At 73.8% G+C, this 19,001-nt stretch carries 14 protein-coding genes and 1 rRNA gene; 8 read left to right on the top strand and 7 right to left on the bottom strand.

What is annotated here, in order from left to right:
• Positions 1 to 74 precede the first annotated feature (74 nt).
• Entirely contained in the window at positions 75 to 1,535 is a 1,461-nt protein-coding gene (locus ACZ7RU_RS19655; RefSeq protein WP_470342199.1) for a cellulase family glycosylhydrolase, read from the top strand.
• A 54-nt stretch (positions 1,536 to 1,589) separates the two neighbouring features.
• Here ACZ7RU_RS19655 and ACZ7RU_RS19650 read toward each other — a convergent pair whose 3' ends face one another.
• Entirely contained in the window at positions 1,590 to 3,614 is a 2,025-nt protein-coding gene (locus ACZ7RU_RS19650) for a M3 family metallopeptidase (protein WP_470342198.1), read from the bottom strand.
• A gap of 225 nt (positions 3,615 to 3,839) precedes the next feature.
• Here ACZ7RU_RS19650 and ACZ7RU_RS19645 point away from each other — a divergent pair, with 225 nt between their 5' ends.
• Positions 3,840 to 5,552, top strand: a complete 1,713-nt coding sequence (locus tag ACZ7RU_RS19645; protein ID WP_470342197.1) for a bifunctional 3'-5' exonuclease/DNA polymerase — start codon at positions 3,840 to 3,842, stop codon at positions 5,550 to 5,552.
• A 30-nt stretch (positions 5,553 to 5,582) separates the two neighbouring features.
• Here the strand turns inward: ACZ7RU_RS19645 and dhaM are convergent, their stop codons facing one another.
• The gene (gene dhaM, locus ACZ7RU_RS19640) at positions 5,583 to 5,975 is read right to left on the bottom strand and encodes a dihydroxyacetone kinase phosphoryl donor subunit DhaM (RefSeq protein ID WP_470342196.1); all 393 of its coding nucleotides are present in this window, start codon (positions 5,973 to 5,975) and stop codon (positions 5,583 to 5,585) included.
• Positions 5,976 to 6,112: 137 nt separating this feature from the next.
• Here dhaM and dhaK point away from each other — a divergent pair, with 137 nt between their 5' ends.
• Together dhaK and dhaL are read left to right on the top strand one after the other, a co-directional pair.
• Complete coding sequence (dhaK, locus tag ACZ7RU_RS19635) at positions 6,113 to 7,108, top strand: dihydroxyacetone kinase subunit DhaK (RefSeq protein WP_470342195.1); 996 nt, start codon at positions 6,113 to 6,115, stop codon at positions 7,106 to 7,108.
• 12 nt (positions 7,109 to 7,120) lie between these two features.
• Positions 7,121 to 7,747 carry a dihydroxyacetone kinase subunit DhaL gene (gene dhaL, locus ACZ7RU_RS19630; protein ID WP_470342194.1) on the top strand — a complete coding sequence of 209 codons (627 nt, stop codon included), beginning with the start codon at positions 7,121 to 7,123 and terminating at the stop codon, positions 7,745 to 7,747.
• Positions 7,748 to 8,058: 311 nt separating this feature from the next.
• Here dhaL and ACZ7RU_RS19625 read toward each other — a convergent pair whose 3' ends face one another.
• On the bottom strand, positions 8,059 to 9,231 hold the full coding sequence (locus ACZ7RU_RS19625; RefSeq protein ID WP_470342193.1) for a PP2C family protein-serine/threonine phosphatase: 1,173 nt from the start codon (positions 9,229 to 9,231) through the stop codon (positions 8,059 to 8,061).
• A 176-nt stretch (positions 9,232 to 9,407) separates the two neighbouring features.
• Between ACZ7RU_RS19625 and ACZ7RU_RS19620 the strand changes: the two genes are divergently transcribed.
• Positions 9,408 to 9,626 (top strand): heavy-metal-associated domain-containing protein, encoded by a 219-nt coding sequence (locus tag ACZ7RU_RS19620; RefSeq protein WP_470342192.1) that lies wholly within the window; start codon positions 9,408 to 9,410, stop codon positions 9,624 to 9,626.
• A gap of 67 nt (positions 9,627 to 9,693) precedes the next feature.
• Positions 9,694 to 11,967, top strand: a complete 2,274-nt coding sequence (locus tag ACZ7RU_RS19615; RefSeq protein WP_470342191.1) for a heavy metal translocating P-type ATPase — start codon at positions 9,694 to 9,696, stop codon at positions 11,965 to 11,967.
• A gap of 87 nt (positions 11,968 to 12,054) precedes the next feature.
• Here the strand turns inward: ACZ7RU_RS19615 and ACZ7RU_RS19610 are convergent, their stop codons facing one another.
• The 3 genes from ACZ7RU_RS19610 to recD2 all read right to left on the bottom strand — a co-directional run bounded on the left by ACZ7RU_RS19610 (position 12,055) and on the right by recD2 (position 17,087).
• Entirely contained in the window at positions 12,055 to 12,774 is a 720-nt protein-coding gene (locus ACZ7RU_RS19610; RefSeq protein WP_470342190.1) for an SDR family NAD(P)-dependent oxidoreductase, read from the bottom strand.
• Positions 12,775 to 13,334: 560 nt separating this feature from the next.
• Complete coding sequence (locus ACZ7RU_RS19605; protein ID WP_387757796.1) at positions 13,335 to 14,624, bottom strand: citrate synthase; 1,290 nt, start codon at positions 14,622 to 14,624, stop codon at positions 13,335 to 13,337.
• Between the two features lie 225 nt (positions 14,625 to 14,849).
• The gene (recD2, locus tag ACZ7RU_RS19600) at positions 14,850 to 17,087 is read right to left on the bottom strand and encodes an SF1B family DNA helicase RecD2 (RefSeq protein ID WP_470342189.1); all 2,238 of its coding nucleotides are present in this window, start codon (positions 17,085 to 17,087) and stop codon (positions 14,850 to 14,852) included.
• 194 nt (positions 17,088 to 17,281) lie between these two features.
• Here recD2 and ACZ7RU_RS19595 point away from each other — a divergent pair, with 194 nt between their 5' ends.
• Positions 17,282 to 18,073 (top strand): VOC family protein, encoded by a 792-nt coding sequence (locus ACZ7RU_RS19595; RefSeq protein WP_470342188.1) that lies wholly within the window; start codon positions 17,282 to 17,284, stop codon positions 18,071 to 18,073.
• 112 nt (positions 18,074 to 18,185) lie between these two features.
• Positions 18,186 to 18,647: a GNAT family N-acetyltransferase gene (locus ACZ7RU_RS19590; protein ID WP_470342187.1), complete on the top strand. Its 462-nt coding sequence runs from the start codon at positions 18,186 to 18,188 to the stop codon at positions 18,645 to 18,647.
• A 64-nt stretch (positions 18,648 to 18,711) separates the two neighbouring features.
• On the opposite strand, the gene rrf is transcribed toward ACZ7RU_RS19590, so the two are convergent.
• Positions 18,712 to 18,828 (bottom strand): 5S ribosomal RNA (gene rrf, locus ACZ7RU_RS19585).
• Positions 18,829 to 19,001 lie beyond the last annotated feature (173 nt).

Raw genomic sequence — 19,001 nt, 5'->3', positions numbered from 1 at the left:
CCGAACTCTTGTGCCGCGCACGGCAGTCCGGGCATCATCGGGCCCCACCCCACCCCCGCCGTGCGAGGTCCCCGATGCGCCTGCGCCGCACCGCCGTCGCCCTGCTGCTCGCCGCCACCGCCACCCTCACCGCCGCCCCCGCCGCCCCGGCCTCGGCCCACGGCGGGCCACCGGACCGCTTCCCCACCGGCACCGCCACCGCCGCCGACGGCCGCACCGCCCTCACCGACGCCCAGGGCCGCCGCCTGCGGCTGCGCGGCTTCAACCTCGACAAGTACGCCGAGGCCACCCCGGCCGACCTCGACTCCGTCGCCGCCCAGGGCTTCACCCTGGTCCGGCTGCCGGTCTCCTGGACCAGGCTGGAACCCGAACGCGGCCGGCTCGACCCCACCGAGCTGCACCGCCTCCAACGGCTCCTCGACCGGGCCGACCGGCTGGGCCTGCTGGTCCTGGTCGACTTCCACCAGGACGTCTACGGGCCGAAGTTCGGCGGCGGCACCAACGGCATCCCGGTCTGGGCCACCCGGGACGACGGGCTGCCGTTCACCCCGGACCCGGACGACTGGTTCGCCGGCTACTTCCAGCCCGCCGTCCAGGCCGCCTTCCGGCACCTCTACGACGACCCGGACCTGCGCGCCTGGCAGGCCGACTTCTACACCCGGCTCGCCCGCGAACTGCGCGGCCACCGCTCGCTGCTGGGCTACGACCTGTTCAACGAGCCGTTCGGCCCGGTGGACGGCGACCCGAGCGACCCGGCCGTGCTGGCCGCCGCCTCCGCCGCCCTGGAGGAGGGCCGGCTCCCCGACATGTACCGCCGCCTGATCGCCGCCGTGCGCCGGGCCGACTCCCGCTCCTGGCTGTTCGTCGAGCCGACCGTGCTGGTCGGCCAAGGCGTGCCCACCCACCTGCCCGGCCTCGCCGACCCGCGCCCCGGGGCGCCCCGGCTCGGCTACGCGCCGCACTTCTACGACACCGCGGTCGAGGGCGGCGCCGACTGGGACCCCGCCGGCGGCTTCGTGGAGCGGTACACCGCCGCGGTCGCCGGCTACCCGGCCGCCCACCGCCTGCCCGTGCTGGTCGGCGAGTGGGGCCCGCCGAACTCCCGCACCCCGGGCAACACCGAGCTGGTCCGCCGTCAGGTCGCCGCGATGGACGGCTTCGCCGAGGGCTGGACGATGTGGTACTGGTGCCGGGGCAACGGCGGCTACTGCGCGCTCGACCCGGCCGGCCGCCCCGCCCCCGGCGACGAGCCCGCCTTCGGCCCGTACCCGGTGGCCGTTGCTGGCACGGAGGTCCGCACCGACTCCGGCGCCGGCGGCACCACCGTGCGCTGGCGCGCCGACGGCACCGGCCGTGGCGGCGAACTCCTGCTCCCCCCGGCCGCGTTCCCGCGCGGCGCCCGGGTGGCCGTCTCCCCCGCCGGCGCCCGGGTCGAGGTCGAACAGCCGACGGGCGGGCGCGCGGGAACCGTACGCGTCCGGCTCCCGCACGCCCGCCCGGGCACGACCGTGACGGTCTCGCTCAGCGCACGATGAGCACGCAGGGCGCGCCGGGCGGGGTGTGCGCTCGGTGGGAGCCGGGCACGACGGTCACGCCAGGCCCCGGCGGGCCAGCAGCGGCCCGGTCTCCGGCGCCCGGCCGACGACCGCGCGGAAGGACTCCAGCGGGTCCCGGCTGAACCCGCGCGCCAGCAGCTCGCGCCGGAACAGCTCGCCGCTCTCCCGCACGCTGCGGCCGTTCTCCTCGAACCACCGCACGGTGTCGGCGTCCAGCACCTCCGACCAGATGTACGCGTAGTACGCCGCGCTGTAGCCGCTGGCGAAGATGTGCTGGAAGTACGCCGTCCGGTAGCGCGGCGGGATCGCCTCCACCGCGACCCCGGCCGCGGCCAGCGCCCGCGCCTCGAACTCCTCGGCGTCCGCGATCCGCTCGCCCTGCGGCACGGTGTGCCACGCCCAGTCCAGCAGCGAGGCCGCCAGGTACTCCACCGTTCGGAAGCCCTGCCCGAAGCCCTCGGCCGCCGTCATCCGCTCGACCAGTCCGGCCGGCAGCGGCTCCCCGGTCGCGTGGTGGCGGGCGTAGTTGGCCAGCACCTCCGGCCGGACCATCCACATCTCGTTGACCTGCGAGGGGAACTCGACGAAGTCCCGGGGCACCGAGGTGCCCGAGAACAGCGGGTAGCGCACGTCCGAGAACAGCCCGTGCAGCGCGTGCCCGAACTCGTGGAAGAGCGTGCGCACCTCGTCCCAGCCCATCAGCGCCGGCTCGCCGGGCGCCGGGCGCGGGATGTTGAGGTTGTTCAGCACCACCGGCCGCTTCCCGGTCAGCCCGGACTGCTCCACCATCGCGTCCATCCAGGCACCGCCGCGCTTGGACGCCCGGGCGTGGAAGTCGCCGATGAACAGGCCCAGCGGGCGGCCGTCCTCCTCGAACACCTCGAAGACCCGCGCGTCCGGGTGGTGGGCCGTCAGGTCGGGCCGCTCGGTGAAGGTCACCCCGTACGCCAGGTTCGCGGCGAAGAACACGCCGTCCCGCAGCACCCGCTCCAGCTCGAAGTACGGGCGCAGCACCGCCGCGTCCACCTGGTAGGAACTCTGCCGGACCTTCTCCGAGTAGTACGCCCAGTCGTGCGCGGCGATCTGCCCGATCCCGTCGGCGGCGGCCGCCCGGGCCAGCTCCTCGGCCTCCCGGCGGGCCATCGCCACGGCCGGGCCGACCAGCCGGGACAGCAGCGCGGAGACCGCCTCGACGGTGCCGGCCGTCTCGTCCGCCACCACGTACGCGGCGTGGCTCGGGTACCCCAGCAGCGCGGCGCGCTCGGCGCGCAGCTCGACCATCCGGATCGCCAGCGGGCCGTTGACCTCGACGCCCCGGCCGAGCGAGGCGGCCAGCAGCCGCTCGCGCACCGAGCGGTCGGTCAGCTGGGCCAGCTCGGCCTGGGCGGAGGTGTTCCGCACGCTCAGCACGTACTTGCCCGGGTGGCCGAGCACCCGGGCGTTCTCCGCCGCCCCGGCGATCGCGCCCTCGGACAGCCCGGCCAGCTCCTCGGCGGAGTCCAGGACCAGCGCGGCGGCCCGGTTGTCGGCGTTCACGTTCTGCTGGAACGTGGTGCCGAGCGCGGCGAGTTCGGCGTTCAGCTCGCGCAGCCGGGCCTGCTCGGCCGCGCCCAGCCGGGCGCCGGAGCGCACGAAGGCGGTGTACCGGCGCTCCAGCAGGCGCAGCGACTCCGGGTCCAGGCCGAGAGCGGCGCGGTCCTCGTACAGGGCCTCGATCCGGGCGAACAGCGCGAGGTCCAGGTGGATCGCGTCGTGGTGGGCGGCGAGCAGCGGGCTCACCTTCGCCTCCACCTCGTCCAGCACGTCGGTGGTGTCCGAGGCGGACTGGTTGCGGAACACCGCGTCGACCCGGCGCAGCAGCTCCCCGGAACGCTCCAGGGCCACCAGGGTGTTCTCGAAGGTCGGCAGGCTCCGGTCCGCGGTGATCGCCGCGATCTCGGCCAGCTGCTCGGCCATCCCCCGCTCGTACGCGGGCAGGTAGTGCTCCTCGCGGATCTCGGCGAACGGCGGGAGTTCGTAGACCAGCGAACTGGCCTGGAAGAACGGGTTCTCGGTCATTCCGCGAACCCTACGCCGTGTCCCCCGCCCTGCCCACGTGCTTTCGCGGGCCCGTCCGCCGGTACCGTCGCGGCCGCCTGCCTGCCGCCCGTTGTCGTACCCACCCGTTAACGTCGACCCCGCGGACCCGTCGGTCACGGGCCGCGGCGCGCCCGCCCGCGGCCCGCGCCCGTACCCGTACCCGTACCCGCACGCCCGACCGCGCGCCGGAGAGGAGCAGCCCCCGTGGCACCCAGGACCGCCCTCGCGCCCGATCCGCACGGCCCCGGCGGCCGGCTCCAGCCGCTGGACGACGCGGGCGCCCCGCTCGGCCCGCCGGAGGCGGTGCGCGACCTCGCCGCCGCCGTCGCCGCCCGGGAGGCCGCCGACCGTCCGCGCTGGGTCTGGGCCGCCGCCGACTCCGGGTACGCCCCGCTGCTGCCGCGTCTGCCCGACCGGCTCGCCCGCTGCCACGACCTGCGGCTGGTCGAGGCGCTGCTGCTGGCGCACGAGGGCCGGTTCGGCGCGCCGCGTTCGCTCGGCGCCGCCTGGTCCCGGCTGCGCGGCCTGCCCGTCCCGGAGGACCTGCCCGAGCCGGGCCCGGCCGACGCGGACGACGGCCAGGACACCCTGTTCGCCCCCGACCGGCTGCAACTGCCGCCCGGCGCCGACCCGCTGGCGGCCGTGGTCGCCGTCCACGCCGAACAGCAGCGCCGGATCGCCGCCATCGCCGACCCGGGCGCCCGGCAGCGGTTCCGGCTGCTGGTCGCCGCCGAGTCGGCCGGGGCCCTGGTGGCCGCGGAGACGGCGCACGACGGCCTGCCCTGGCGGGCCGACGTCCACGACCGGCTGCTGACCGAGCTGCTCGGCCCCCGCCCGGCCGTCCCCGGTGCCCAGCCCCGCGTCCTCGCCGAACTCGCCGCCGACCTCCACCAGGCCCTCGGCGCCAAGCCGTTCAACCCCGACTCGCACACCCAGGTGCTGCGCGCCTTCGCCGAGGCGGGCATCCAGCTCGGCTCCACCCGCTCCTGGGAGCTCAAGGGCATCGGCCACCCGGCCGCCCAGCTGCTGGTCCGCTACAAGGAGCTGTCCCGGATCCACGTCGCGCACGGCTGGGCCTGGCAGGACGCCTGGGCCCGCGGCGGCCGGTTCCGGCCCGAGTACGTGGTCGGCGGCGTGGTGTCCGGCCGCTGGGCCAGCCGCGGCGGCGGCGCCCTGCAGATCCCGCGCATCCTGCGCCGCGCCGTGGTCGCCGACCCGGGCTGGCTGCTGGTGGTCGCCGACGCCGCCCAGCTGGAGCCCCGGGTGCTCGCCGCGCTCTCCCAGGACGCCGGACTGGCCCGCACCGCCGCCGGCGGCGACCTGTACGAGGCGCTCGCCGCCCACGCCTTCCAGGGCGACCGCGACAAGGCCAAGCTCGGCCTGCTCGGCGCCATGTACGGGCAGACCAGCGGCGACATCGGCCCGCTGCTGAACACCCTGCACCGCCGCTACCCGGCCGCGATGGGCTACGTGGAGGCCGCCGCCCGCACCGGCGAGGACGGCGGCGTGGTCGCCTCCCGGCTCGGCCGGGTCTGCCCGCCGGCCTCGGCCGACTTCCTCGACCTCACCGAGGGCGACACCGCGGGCGAGGCCGGCGGCCGCACCGCCCGGGCCCGCGGCCGCTTCACCCGCAACTTCGTCATCCAGGCCAGCGCCGCCGACTGGGCGCTGGCCCTGCTCGCCGCGCTGCGCCGTCGGCTGAACGACCTGCCGGCGGCCGGCCCGGCGGACCGCCCGCACCTGGTGTTCTTCCAGCACGACGAGGTGATCGTGCACACCCCGGCGAACCTCGCCGACGAGGTGGCCGCCGCCGTCGCCGAGGCGGGCGACGAGGCCCGCCGGCTGGTGTTCGGCGACACCCCGGTGCGCTTCCCGCTCAGCACGGCGGTGGTGGACTGCTACGCGGACGCCAAGTGAGCGGGCGCCGAGCGAGCCGGCACCGGACGGTCAGAGTTTCCTGAACCCGCGCGCGTCCTCGGCCGCCGCGACCACCTCGGCCAGCCCGGCCCCGGTCGAGGCGGTGACGGCGGCGGCCACCGCGCCCTCCACGAACGGCGCGTCCACCAGCTGCACGCCCGGCCGCGGCTCGTCCTCCAGCACCGTGACGGCGGTGAGCACCGAGCTGCCGAGGTCCGGCAGCACGACCACGCCCGCCCCCGCGTCGGCCCGCGCGATCGCCCCGGCGATCAGCTCGTAGCTGGTGCCGAGCCCGCCGTCCTCGGTGCCGCCCGCGACGACCACCCGCACGCCGTCCGAGGCGAGTTCGCCGAGCAGCTCGCGCAGCCCCTCCGCCAGCCGGGCGCTGTGCGAGACCAGAACAATGCCCACGTTCCCACTCATGCGGCCGACCCTACGGCCGGAACCGACTGCTCCGGGAGAGTGATCGGACCACCGCGTGTCGCACCCCGTGCCCACCACCCCCGTCTGGCGTAGCGTCGGGTCAGCAGCGTCCGCCGCCGTAGAGGGAGCGAAGAGCGTTGAAGAAGCTGATCAACACCCCGGAGGGCGTCCTGGAGGACGCGCTGGCCGGTGTCGCCGCCGCCCATCCGGAGCTGACGGTGGACGTCCCCAACCGGGTGATCACCCGGGCCGTCCGCCCGGCCGCACCCAAGGTCGCGCTGATCTCCGGCGGCGGCTCCGGCCACGAGCCGCTGCACGGCGGCTTCGTCGGCCCCGGCATGCTCGACGCCGCCTGCCCCGGCGAGGTGTTCACCTCGCCCGTCCCGGACCAGATGCTGGCCGCCGCGAAGGCCGTGGAGAACGGCGCCGGCGTGGTCTTCGTCGTGAAGAACTACACCGGCGACGTGATGAACTTCGAGCTCGCCGCCGAACTCGCCGCCGAGGAGGGCCTGGAGGTCCGCACCGTCCTGGTCAACGACGACGTCGCGGTCGAGGACTCCACCTGGACGGCCGGACGCCGGGGCACCGGCGCGACCGTGCTGGTCGAGAAGACCGCCGGCGCGCTGGCCGAGCGCGGCGCCCCGCTGGACGAGGTGGCCGCCCTGGGCGAGCGGGTCAACGCCGCCTCCCGCTCCTTCGCCGTCGCGCTCACCGCAGCCACCGTCCCGGCCGCCGGCAAGCCCGGCTTCGACCTGCCCGAGGACGAGATCGAGGTCGGCGTCGGCATCCACGGCGAGCCCGGCCGCCGGCGCGAGAAGCTCCGCCCGGCCCGCGAACTGGCCGCCGAGGTGGTCGAGACCATCCTGACCGACCACCACCTGACCCCCGGGGACGAGGTGATCGCCCTGCTCAACGGCCTCGGCGGGACCCCGCTGCTGGAGCTGTACGTGGTCTACGGCGAGGTCGCCGCCCGGCTCGCCGAGCACGGCATCACGGTCGCCCGCAGCCTGGTCGGCAACTACGTCACCAGCCTCGACATGGCGGGCTTCTCGCTGACCCTCACCAAGGCCGACGCCCAGCTGGTGGAACTGTGGGACGCCCCGGCCGACACCCCGGCCCTCAAGCGGGCCTGAGGAGGATTCGCGATGGACTTCGACACCCCGCTGGCCGAGGCCTGGATCCGCGCGATCGCCGCGGCCGTCGAGAAGGAGCAGGCCCGGCTCACCGAGCTGGACTCCGCGATCGGCGACGGCGACCACGGCAGCAACCTCCGCCGCGGCTTCACCGCCGCCCTGACCGCGCTGGACGGCCTCGATCCGGACGGCCCCGGCGCCGTCCTCACCAAGACCGGCACCACGCTCATCTCCAAGGTCGGCGGCGCCTCCGGCCCGCTCTACGGCAAGGCCTTCCGCGCCGTCGGCGCCGCCCTCCCCGGGCCGGCCGCCCCGGCCGCCGTCGCCGAGGCCCTGTCGGCCGGCCTGGACGCCGTCCGCCTGCTCGGCAAGGCCGAACCCGGCGACAAGACCATCGTGGACGCCTGGACCCCGGCCGTCGCCGCCTTCCGCGCGGCCGCCGCCGGCGGCGCGGACCTCCCCGCGTCGGCGGCCGCGGCCGCCGACGCCGCCGAACAGGGCGCGCGCGACACCGTCCCGCTCCAGGCCCGCAAGGGCCGCGCCTCCTACCTCGGCGAACGCAGCATCGGCCACCAGGACCCGGGCGCCACCTCCACCGCCCTCCTGTTCCGCACCCTCGCCGACGTCACCACCACCTGAGCCCCATCACCCAGAGCAACCACCCCACCCACCCCGGCGAAAGGGACACCCCACCCACCTCCCCACCCAGCGAGAGGGACGCTCCCCTCCCCCCACCCAGCGAGAGGGACGTGCCGCGGAAGGGGCGGCGCAGGGGGTGGCCCGGAGAGGGGCGTTGCGGGTGATTTTCAGACTGCCAACGGCGACCAGCCCCACCCCCCAGAGTCGGCAGTCTGAAAATCATCCAGCCCCCGGAGCGGCCACCCCCGGAGCCGCCCCGCCCCCACCCTCCCGAGAGCCACCCCCCACCCAGCACGCCCCGCAGGGCCCCTTCACCCGTCCGTCCACGCGATCAGCAACAGCAACGCGTCGTCCCGCAACTCCCCGCCCGTGTGCTCCAGCAGGTCCGCGTACACCCGCCCCACCGCCGCCTCCAGCTCCCCCGCCGAGCGCGCGGCGCCCCGCACCAGCGGCCCGACCCGCTCCGCCAGCGGGTAGAACTCCCCACTCGTGCGGTGCCGCGCCTCGATCACCCCGTCCGTGCAGAGCACCAGCACGTCGTCCGCCCCGAACGGCTGCCCCCAGGTGGTCGGCTCCCCCGCCGCCAGCCGGCCGAGCCCCAGCGGCACCCACGGGTCGGGCGCGTGCAGCACGTGCGCCCGGCCTTCGCCGTCCACCCGGATCGGCGGCACGTGCCCGTACTGGAGCAGTTCCATCGTCCCCGGCGTCCGGAACTCCGCGAACAGCGCCGTGGTGAACTCTCCGTCGGGCACGTGGCGTTCGACGCTGGCCTCGATCCGCGCCGCGACGCCCCGCAGCCCGGCCTCGTCGTACGCCGCCTCGCGGAACGCGCCGAGCACCACGGCCGCGGTCTGCACCGCCCCCAGTCCCTTGCCCCGGACGTCCCCGACCGCGACCCTGGTGCCGTGCGGCGTCTCCAGGACGGAGTACAGGTCGCCGCCGATCCGTGAGGCGTCCGCCGCCGACACGTACCGCACCGCGAGCAGCAGCGGCCCGACGGCCGGCCCCGGCAGTTGCAGCAGGGCCCGCTGGGCGGCCTCGGCGACGGAGCTGACGGCCGCGAAGGCCGCCGCGCGCCGCATCCGGATCTTGGCGACCCAGGCCGAGAACAGCGTCAGGACGACGTAGCTGACCATCGCCCCGTACAGGAAGCGGGCGTCGTTGATGTTGTCGACCTGGTCGTGGTGGCTGAGCCCGAACACCGCGAGCAGCCCGAGCGAGCAGACCAGGAGCAGCTCGCCGGGCTTCAGGGTCAGCGCCGCGATGGTCGGCACCACGGTCATCAGCGGGGCCAGGTAGCGGTCCTTGCCGGAGAAGAAGTCCGCGAGTCCGACCAGCAGGACGGCGACCAGCGCCGGGGTGGCGCGCCACCAGAACGGCACGTCCTGGAGGTCGGCGGCGAGCAGCGCGCCGCGCTGCCGGTCCGGCGGCAGTCCGGCTGCCGTGGGAGCCGAGGGTGACTGGGCGCGGCGGAGCGGAAACACATACCGAACATAAGGGACGATCACGGCGGAGGCCCTATCGGCCCCGGGCCCCCGATGCGGGCGACCCGCCCCACCGCCCCCCGAAATACCCCGCAGGGGTATGGTGGGGAAAGAGTCGTTGCCAGCACCGCACCCGGGCGAACACCCGGGCCGCCCAGACCTCCCGGAGGCCTCCGATGTCCAGCACCATCACCTACACCGTGTCCGGCATGAGCTGCGGCCACTGCGAGAAGGCGATCAACGAGGAGGTCTCCGCCCTGGCCGGGGTCACCGAGGTCGCCGCCGACGCCACGGCCGGCACCGTGACGATCTCCTCCGCCGCCCCGTTGGACGACGAGCAGGTGCGCGCCGCGATCGACGAGGCCGGTTACGAGCTGGTCGGCCGCAGCGCCTGAACCACCCGGGACGGCGGGGGCCGCCACGGTGTCCCCCGCCGTCCGCCCGCACCGAGGAGCTGAACGCATGAGCACGTCCGCGCCGGGCCTCGGGGCCCGGGACCGGGTCGAGCTGTCGATCGGCGGGATGACCTGCGCGTCCTGCGCGGCCCGGATCGAGAAGAAGCTCAACCGGATGGACGGCGTCGAGGCCACCGTCAACTTCGCCACCGAGAAGGCCCGGGTCGACTTCGGCCCCGGCACCACGGTCGAGGACCTGGTCGCCACCGTCGAACGCACCGGCTACACCGCCCGGCTCCCCCCGCCCCCGGCCGCCCCCGAGCCCGAGCGGCCCGCCCGGCCGGAACCCCCCGGCCCCCTGCGCGACCCCCGACGCGACCGGCTGCTGACCAGCGCCGCCCTCAGCGTCCCGGTGGTCCTGCTGTCGATGGTCCCCGCCCTCCAGTTCACGAACTGGCAGTGGCTGGCCTTCGCACTCACCGGCCCGGTCGTGGTGTACGGCGGCCTGCCCTTCCACCGCGCCGCCTGGACCAACCTGCGGCACGGCGCCGCCACCATGGACACCCTGGTCTCGCTCGGCACCCTGGCCGCCTTCGGCTGGTCCTGCTGGGCGCTCTTCCTGGGCCGCGCCGGCCTGCCCGGCATGCGCCACGACTTCTCGCCGTCCGTCGGCGACACCGACGCCTCCGCCACGCTCTACCTGGAGACCGCCGCCGCCGTCACCGTGCTGATCCTGCTCGGCCGCCACCTGGAGGCCCGCTCCAAGCGCCGGGCCGGGGCCGCGCTGCACGCCCTGCTCGACCTCGCCGCCAAGGAGGTCGCCGTCCTCCAGGGAGGCCGGGAGGTCCGGCTGCCGGTGGACCGGCTGACCGTCGGCACCCGCTTCGTGGTCCGCCCCGGCGAGAAGATCGCCACCGACGGCGTCGTGGTCGAGGGAGCCTCCGCCGTGGACGCCTCGATGCTGACCGGCGAGTCCGTCCCGGTCGAGGTCACCGCCGGCGACACCGTCACCGGCGCCACCGTCAACGCGGGCGGACGGCTGGTGGTCGAGGCCACCCGGATCGGCGCCGACACCCGACTCGCCCGGATGGCCAGGCTGGTCGAGGAGGCCCAGAACGGCAAGGCCGCCGCCCAGCGGCTGGCCGACCGGATCTCCGCCGTCTTCGTCCCGGCCGTCGTGCTGATCGCCCTGGCCACCCTGGTGGCCTGGCTGCTGGCCACCGACAGCCCCACCGAGGCCTTCACCGCCGCCGTCGCCGTGCTGATCATCGCCTGCCCGTGCGCCCTCGGGCTGGCCACCCCGACCGCCCTGCTGGTCGGCACCGGCCGCGGCGCCCAGCTCGGCGTCCTGATCAAGGGCCCCGAGGTGCTGGCGACCACCCGGACGGTGGACACCGTCGTCCTGGACAAGACCGGCACCGTCACCACCGGCCGGATGACCCTGGTCGCCGTGCACACCGCCGAGGGGGTGGACAGGGCCGAGGCGCTGCGCCTGGCCGGCGCCGTCGAGCACGCCTCCGAGCACCCGATCGCCCGGGCGATCGCCGAGGCGGCCGCCGAGGCCGAGGGCGACGGCGAACTGCCCGCCGTCACGGACTTCCGCAGCGCGCCCGGACGGGGCGTGGAGGGGGTCGTGGCGGGCCGCACGGTCGTCGCCGGCCACCCGGCCCTGCTCGCCGACCGCGCGCAGCACCTGTCGCCCTCCCTGGCCCGCGCCAGGGCGACGGCCGAGGCGGCCGGCCGCACCGCGATCACGGTCGGCTGGGACGGCGAGGCCCGGGCCGTGCTGGAGGTCGCCGACGCGGTCAGGCCGACCAGCGCCGAGGCCGTCGGCAAGCTGCGCGCCCTGGGCCTGACCCCGGTGCTGCTGACCGGCGACAACCGGGCGGTGGCCGAGGCGGTCGCCGCCGAGGTCGGCATCGCGCCGGAGCACGTGCTCGCCGGGGTGCTCCCCGAGGACAAGGTCTCCACCGTCAAGCGGTTGCAGGCCGAGGGCAGGGTCGTGGCGATGGTGGGCGACGGCGTCAACGACGCGGCCGCGCTCGCCCAGGCCGACCTGGGCCTGGCGATGGGCACCGGCACCGACGCCGCGATCGAGGCCGGCGACCTCACCCTGGTCCGCGGCGACCTCCGTGCGGCCGCCGACGCCATCCGGCTCTCCCGCAAGACGCTGAGCACCATCAAGAGCAACCTGTTCTGGGCCTTCGGCTACAACGCGGCGGCGATCCCGCTGGCCGCCGCCGGCCTGCTCAACCCGGTGATCGCGGGGGCCGCGATGGCCTTCTCCTCGCTCTTCGTGGTCACCAACAGCCTGCGGCTGCGCCGCTTCCGGCCCACCTGAGCCGGTACGCGTGAAGGCCCCGGACCGCGAAACCGGTCCGAGACCTTCCGGGGCCCTCCAGGGCGTCGCGGGGCGTTCCGGGGCGTCTCAACGCCCCAGCAGCTCCCCACCGTTGCAGTGCAGGATCTCGCCGGTGATGAACCCGGCCTCGGGCGACGCCAGGAACTGCACCGCCGCCGCGACCTCGCCGGTCTCGCCGATCCGCCCGAGCAGGGTGCGGGCGGCCCGGCGGGCGACCTCGGCCTCGTCCAGCCGCGGCCCGAAGAACTCGGTGCCCGCGACGGTACCCGGCGCGACGATGTTGGCGGTGATGCCCGAGGTGCCCAACTGGGCGGCCAGGAAGTGGTTCCAGGCGTGCAGCGAGGCCTTCGCCGCGCCGTACGAGCCGGCCCCGCGCAGGGCGGCGATGGAGCTGATGGTGACCACCCGGCCGGAGCCCGGGGTGAGCCGGTCACGGACCGACTCGGTGAGCATCACCACGGTCAGCACGTTGCGCTCGAAGTCCCCGCGCCAGCGCGCCAGCAGGGCGTGCGGCCCGCCGCCCGCCACCGTCTCCCGGCTGCCGGCGTTGTTCACCAGGACGTCGATCCGCTCGGGCAGTTCGGCGAGCGCGGCCTCGACGGCGTCCGGGTCGGCGAGGTCGCACACCAGCGGGGTCACGTTCGGCCCGTGATCGGCCGCGGCCTTCTCCAGGACCGCCCGGCGGCGGCCCACGATCACCACGCGGTCGCCGGCCTCGACGAACCGCCGCGTGACCTCGTACCCGATTCCCGTGCCACCGCCGGTGACGACGACGTTCCTGGCCATCTGCGCACTCCCTCCCCAGTTCCGCCGTCGCGCGGCGAATGTGCGCGACGGTCCGTACCGGAATGCCACGATTCCTATCACGCTCGGTTGCCGTGACTGCGGGGAGGGTGACGTCCCGCGCGCGTGAAGGTGTGATATGAGCGCGATACGAAGCGCACACGGAGCGTGGCGAGAGGCAGCTCACACCCCCCGGGCGTAACTTCTCGCACCCTGATACGTCTTAGGTTGGTAGTGCGGCAGTTTTTCCGACGGGCGGGGACACGCTGAACGGCAACGTGTCCCCGCGCTTCCGTCGGGCTGCCGCCGACGGGGCTCCGGCGGGCCCCGGGAACGGTCGTCGACCTCGACGGCCTTCGCGCACGACGCCGGGGTTCTGGCGGGCCTGGGACGCTTTGAGCGGCCGTCCCCGGCTGCGGCCGGCCCCGGAGTCGTGCGCCGTACGGTTCCGTCCCGCACGCGGGCCCTCGGGCGCGCCACCGGGACGCGAAGGGGCCCGGCCGCTCAGCAGCGGTCGGGCCCCTCTCAGCTTCCGCGCGGGCCGGTGGTCGGCTCCGCTCCGGTCAGCGGGCGTCCAGCGGGACGTAGTCGCGGATCGCGGTACCCGTGTAGATCTGGCGCGGACGGCCGATCCGGCTCGTCGGGTCGTTGATCATCTCGTGCCAGTGGGCGATCCAGCCCGGCAGCCGGCCGAGCGCGAACAGCACGGTGAACATGCTGGTCGGGAAGCCCATGGCGCGGTAGATCAGGCCGGTGTAGAAGTCCACGTTCGGGTACAGCTTGCGCGAGATGAAGAAGTCGTCCTTGAGGGCGTGCTCCTCCAGCTTGAGCGCGATCTCCAGCAGCTCGTCGCTCTTGCCGAGCTGGCCGAGGACCTCGTGGGCGAGCAGCTTGACCTGGGCGGCACGCGGGTCGAACGCCTTGTAGACCCGGTGGCCGAAGCCCATCAGCTTGACGCCGGCTTCCTTGTTCTTCACCTTCGTGATGAAGGAGTCGACGTCGCCGCCGTCCTTCTGGATGCTCTCCAGCATCTCCAGCACGGCCTGGTTGGCGCCGCCGTGCAGCGGGCCCCACAGGGCCGAGATGCCGGCCGAGATCGAGGCGAACAGGTTGGCGTGGCTGGAGCCGACCAGGCGCACGGTGGAGGTCGAGCAGTTCTGCTCGTGGTCCGCGTGCAGGATGAGCAGCTTGTCCAGCGCGTTGACGACGACCGGGTTCAGCTCGTAGTCCTCGGCGGGGACGGCGAAGGTCATCCGCAGGAGGTTCTCGACGTAGCTGAGGTCGTTGCGCGGGTAGACGAAGGGCTGGCCCATCGCCTTCTTGTACGCGTACGCGGCGATCGTCGGCAGCTTGGCGAGCAGGCGGACGGTCGACAGGTGGCGCTGGGCCGCGTCGAACGGGTTGTGGCTCTCCGGGTAGAACGTGGACAGCGCGCCGACGACCGAGGACAGCATCGCCATCGGGTGGGCGTCCCGCGGGAAGCCCTGGAAGAAGCGCTTGACGTCCTCGTGCAGCAGGGTGTGCTGGGTGATCTCGCGGTTGAACTCCGCCAGCTGGTCCGCGTTCGGCAGCTCGCCGTTGATCAGGAGGTACGCGGTCTCGATGAAGCCGCCATCGGAGGCGAGCTGCTCGATCGGGTAGCCGCGGTACCGCAGGATGCCGTTGTCGCCGTCCACGAAGGTGATCGCGGACTTGTACGCGGCGGTGTTACCGAAGCCGTTGTCCAGGGTGACCAGGCCGGTCTGCGGGAGCAGCTTCGAGATGTCGAAGCCGGAGTTGCCCGCAGTGCTCTCGACGACGGGGTATTCGTACTCGCCGTCCTGGTACCGCAGTACTACCGAGTTGTCGCTCACGTCTTCCTCACCGACGAAATGAATCCTCTTCCAAGGTGCCCTGACTGTCTCCACGATCCCCCATCCGGAGGACAGCCGCGCACCCGGGGTGGCCCGAAAGGGCCCGCCCCTACAAAACCTGCCGCCGCAGCCGGTACGAACCGGACAAGATCGGCACCACCCTAGGCTCTGCCGTAAATCTCTTCACGTCAAGAGAACATTAGAGGCAACCATCCCGTTGGATAATCATCCAGCTGCGAGCCGGTAGTCGAGTGCGGTATGCCTGCGACCTGCGCTGACGGCCCGAACGGCCTGTCCGATCGCCTTGCGTGACCCCACCAGCACCACCAGTTTCCGAGCCCTGGTCACAGCGGTGTAGAGCAGGTTTCGCTGGAGCATCGTCCAAGCGGACATGGTGACCGGAATCACCACCACCGGGTACTCACTCCCCTGCGAGCGGTGGATCGTCACCGCGTACGCGTGGGCCAGCTCGTCCAGCTCGTCGAAGTCGTACGCCACCTCCTCGTCCTCGTCGGTGAGCACCGTCAGCCGCTGGTCGTCCACGCTGAGGGCGGTCACCACTCCCACTGTGCCGTTGAAGACGCCGTTCCGCCCCTTGTCGTAGTTGTTGCGGACCTGGGTGACCTTGTCCCCCACCCGGAACGTCCGACCGCCGAACCGGCGTTCGGCCAGCCCCTCCCGGGCCGGCGTCACCGCCGCCTGGAGCAGGGTGTTCAGCGTCCCCGCGCCGGCCGGACCGCGGTGCATCGGCGCCAGCACCTGCACGTCCCGGCGCGGGTCGAAGCCGAACTTCTGCGGGATCCGGCGCGCCACCACGTCCACCGTCAGCCCGGCCGCCCGCTCCGCGTCGTCCTCGGCGAACAGGAAGAAGTCGGCCAGCCCCTCCGTCAGCGGCGGCCTGCCCTCGTTGATCCGGTGCGCGTTGGTCACCACGCCGGACTGCTGCGCCTGCCGGAAGATCCTGGTCAGCCGCACCGACGGGATCGGCCCGCCTTCGGCCAGCAGGTCCCGCAGCACCTCTCCGGCGCCCACCGAGGGCAGCTGGTCCACGTCCCCCACGAACAGCAGGTGAGCGCCCGGCGGCACCGCCTTGACCAGCTTGTTCGCCAGGATCAGGTCCAGCATCGAGGCCTCGTCGACCACCACCAGGTCGGCGTCCAGCGGCCGGTCCCGGTCGTACGCGGCGTCCCCGCCCGGCTTCAGCTCCAGCAGCCGGTGCACCGTCGAGGCCTCCACCCCGGTCAGCTCCGCCAGCCGCTTCGCCGCCCGGCCGGTCGGCGCCGCCAGCACCACCTTCGCCCGCTTCGCCAGCGCCAGCGTCACGATCGACTTCACCGTGAACGACTTGCCGCAGCCCGGCCCGCCCGTCAGCACCGCGACCTTCTCGGTCAACGCCAGCCGCACCGACTGCTCCTGCTCCGGGGCCAGCTCCGCCCCGGTCCGCTTCGCCAGCCAGTCCAGCGCCACCGGCCAGTCCACGTTGCCGAACCACGGCATCCGGTCCGCGTCCGAACCCAGCAGCCGCCGCAGCTGGTTGGCCAGCGAGATCTCCGCCCGGTGGAACGGCACCAGGTACACCGCGGTGACCGGCTCGCCGCCCTCCCCCGGGACCGCCTCGCGCACCACTCCCTCGGCCGCCACCAGCTCCGCCAGGCAGTCGATCACCAGCCCGACGTCCACCTGGAGCAGCTTCACGCCGTCCGCGATCAGCCGCTCCTCCGGCAGGAAGCAGTGCCCCTGATCGGTGCTCTGCGACAGGGCGTACTGCAGACCGGCCTTCACCCGCTCCGGACTGTCGTGCGGGATGCCCACCGCCTGGGCGATCCGGTCCGCCGTCAGGAAGCCGATGCCCCACACGTCCGAGGCCAGCCGGTAGGGCTCGTTCCGCACCACCCCGATCGAGCCGTCGCCGTACTGCTTGTAGATTCGCACAGCCAGCGAGGTGGACACCCCGACCCCCTGGAGGAAGACCATCACCTCCTTGATCGCCTTCTGCTCCTCCCAGGCCGCCGCGATCTTCTTCGTCCGCTTCGGTCCCAGGCCCGGCACCTCGATCAGCCGGCCCGGCTCGTTCTCGATCACCTCCAGGGTGTCCACCCCGAAGCGCTCCACGATCCGCTCGGCGAACCGCGGCCCGATCCCCTTGATCAGCCCCGAGCCCAGGTAGCGCTGGATCCCCTGGATCGTGGCGGGCAGCACCGTGGTGTAGTTCTCCACCGTGAACTGCCGCCCGTACTGCGGGTGCGAGCCCCACCGCCCGTGCAGCCGCAGCGACTCCCCGACCTGCGCCCCCAGCAGCGCGCCCACCACCGTCAGCAGGTCGTTCCCGCCCCGGCCGGTGTCCACCCGGGCCACCGTGTACCCGGTCTCCTCATTGGCGTAGGTGATCCGCTCCAGCACGCCCTCGACCTGCGCCAGCTGGCGCGGCACCTGCTGCCCGGACTGCGCCGCCTGCTTGCTCACCGGACCCCCTTCGACCGGTACGGGTGGATCGATTCCGCTACGCACCGTACCGCCCCGGCCCGACAGGCCCGCCCCCTCCGGGCGCGCAGCGCTGCCGTGCACCTCTCCGGCCGGGGTGCCAGGCTGGGAGGGGACCGAGGGGGGCCCGCCGTCGACCGCGCCCGCCCGGGCCCCGTCCGAGGAGCAGTGCCGCCGTGCTCAACACCGACTTCCGCCCCGGCTCCCCCGTCTGGCTCGACCTGAGCAGCCCCGACATCCACGCGTCCGTCGACTTCTACACCGCGCTGTTCGGGTGGACTTTCGACTCGGCCGGTCCCGAGGCCGGCGGCTACGGCTTCTTCCAGCTCGACGGCCGAACGGTCGCCGCGCTCGGCCCGCTCGCCGAGGACGGCAGCCCTCCCGGCTGGACGCTCTACTTCGCCACCGAGGACGCCGACCGCACCACCGCCCTGGTCGAACAGGCCGGCGGCCGCGTCCGCTTCGCCCCCTTCGACGTCTTCACCGCGGGCCGGATGGCCGGCTACACCGACCCGACCGGCGCCGACTTCGCGGTCTGGCAGCCGCACGACAACCGCGGTCTGGACCTCGTCACCGAGGAGGGCAGCCTCTGCTGGGCCGAGTGCCACAGCATCGACGCCGAAGCCGCCAAGTCCTTCTACCGCGCCGTCTTCGACTGGCAGGAGCAGGACGTCCCGCTCGGCGAGGGGAGGTACACCGTCCTCACCCCGGCCGGCGGCGGCACCGACGACGCCCACGGCGGCATCACGCAGCTCGGCCCCGAGCAGACCGCGCGCGGCACCGGCTCGCACTGGCTCCCCTACTTCGAGGTCCCCAACACCGACGCGAGCCTCGCCATCGCCGCCACCCTCGGCGCGACCGTACGGATTCCGGCCACGGACGTGCACGGCGTCGGCCGCCTGGCCCAGCTGGTCGACCCGCACGGCGCGGTCTTCGCCGTCATCACCAGCGCCGAGCCCGGGGAGTGACGGGCCGTACGGAGTCCCAGTGGGTCCCACGCCCCTTCAGAAGGGCTCTGAAGGGGTGCTACGGGCGTAGACAGGGGTTGGTGGCCGTAAGTCCTGCTTCTAGTCTCTGATCATGACTGAAACGGCTGTTCTGACGATCCGACGGGCCACCCCCGACGACCTTCCGGCGATCGTGGCCATGCTCGCCGACGACCCGCTGGGCGCCACCCGCGAGCGCCCCGACGACCTCTCGCCCTACCGCGCCGCCTTCGCCCGGATCGACGGCGACCCCCACCAGCACCTGATCGTCGCCGACCGGGCCGGCCGCACCGTCGGCACCCTACAGCTCACCGTCGTCCCGGGCCTCTCCCGGGCCGGCGCCACCCGCACGATCATCGAAGGCGTCCGCATCCACGCCGACGAACGCGGCAGCGGACTGGGCACCGAACTGATCGAGTGGGCCGTCGAACGCTCCCGCGAACTCGGCGCCGACCTCGTCCAGCTCACCTCCGACGCGACGCGTACGGACGCCCACCGCTTCTACGAGCGGCTCGGCTTCGCGGCCTCGCACGTCGGGTTCAAGCTCAAGCTCTGACATCGCCCCGGAAACGCGAAGAACCCCCATCCGGAAACCGGATGGGGGTTCTTCAGCAATGATTGTTCGGCGGCGTCCTACTCTCCCACAGGGTCCCCCCTGCAGTACCATCGGCGCTGTAAGGCTTAGCTTCCGGGTTCGGAATGTAACCGGGCGTTTCCCTCACGCTATGACCACCGAAACACTATGAAACTGTCAACCGCACACCCGAAGAATCGGGCGGGTCGTTGTTTCAGAACAACACAGTGGACGCGAGCAACTGAGGACAAGCCCTCGGCCTATTAGTACCGGTCAACTCCACCCCTCACAGGGCTTCCATATCCGGCCTATCAACCCAGTCGTCTACTGGGAGCC

This window comes from Kitasatospora sp. NPDC114501, assembly GCF_055633695.1.
Note: the sequence above shows the minus strand (reverse complement) of the source record. Positions and strands in the feature narration are given on the sequence as shown.

What these genes read in the sequence shown, in the direction of transcription:
- ACZ7RU_RS19655 (WP_470342199.1), top strand. Translation starts at nt 75, where the DNA reads ATGCGCCTGCGCCGCACCGCCGTCGCCCTGCTGCTCGCCGCCACCGCC.
- ACZ7RU_RS19650 (WP_470342198.1), bottom strand. Translation starts at nt 3,614, where the DNA reads ATGACCGAGAACCCGTTCTTCCAGGCCAGTTCGCTGGTCTACGAACTC.
- dhaM (WP_470342196.1), bottom strand. Translation starts at nt 5,975, where the DNA reads ATGAGTGGGAACGTGGGCATTGTTCTGGTCTCGCACAGCGCCCGGCTG.
- dhaL (WP_470342194.1), top strand. Translation starts at nt 7,121, where the DNA reads ATGGACTTCGACACCCCGCTGGCCGAGGCCTGGATCCGCGCGATCGCC.
- ACZ7RU_RS19620 (WP_470342192.1), top strand. Translation starts at nt 9,408, where the DNA reads ATGTCCAGCACCATCACCTACACCGTGTCCGGCATGAGCTGCGGCCAC.
- ACZ7RU_RS19615 (WP_470342191.1), top strand. Translation starts at nt 9,694, where the DNA reads ATGAGCACGTCCGCGCCGGGCCTCGGGGCCCGGGACCGGGTCGAGCTG.
- ACZ7RU_RS19610 (WP_470342190.1), bottom strand. Translation starts at nt 12,774, where the DNA reads ATGGCCAGGAACGTCGTCGTCACCGGCGGTGGCACGGGAATCGGGTAC.
- ACZ7RU_RS19590 (WP_470342187.1), top strand. Translation starts at nt 18,186, where the DNA reads ATGACTGAAACGGCTGTTCTGACGATCCGACGGGCCACCCCCGACGAC.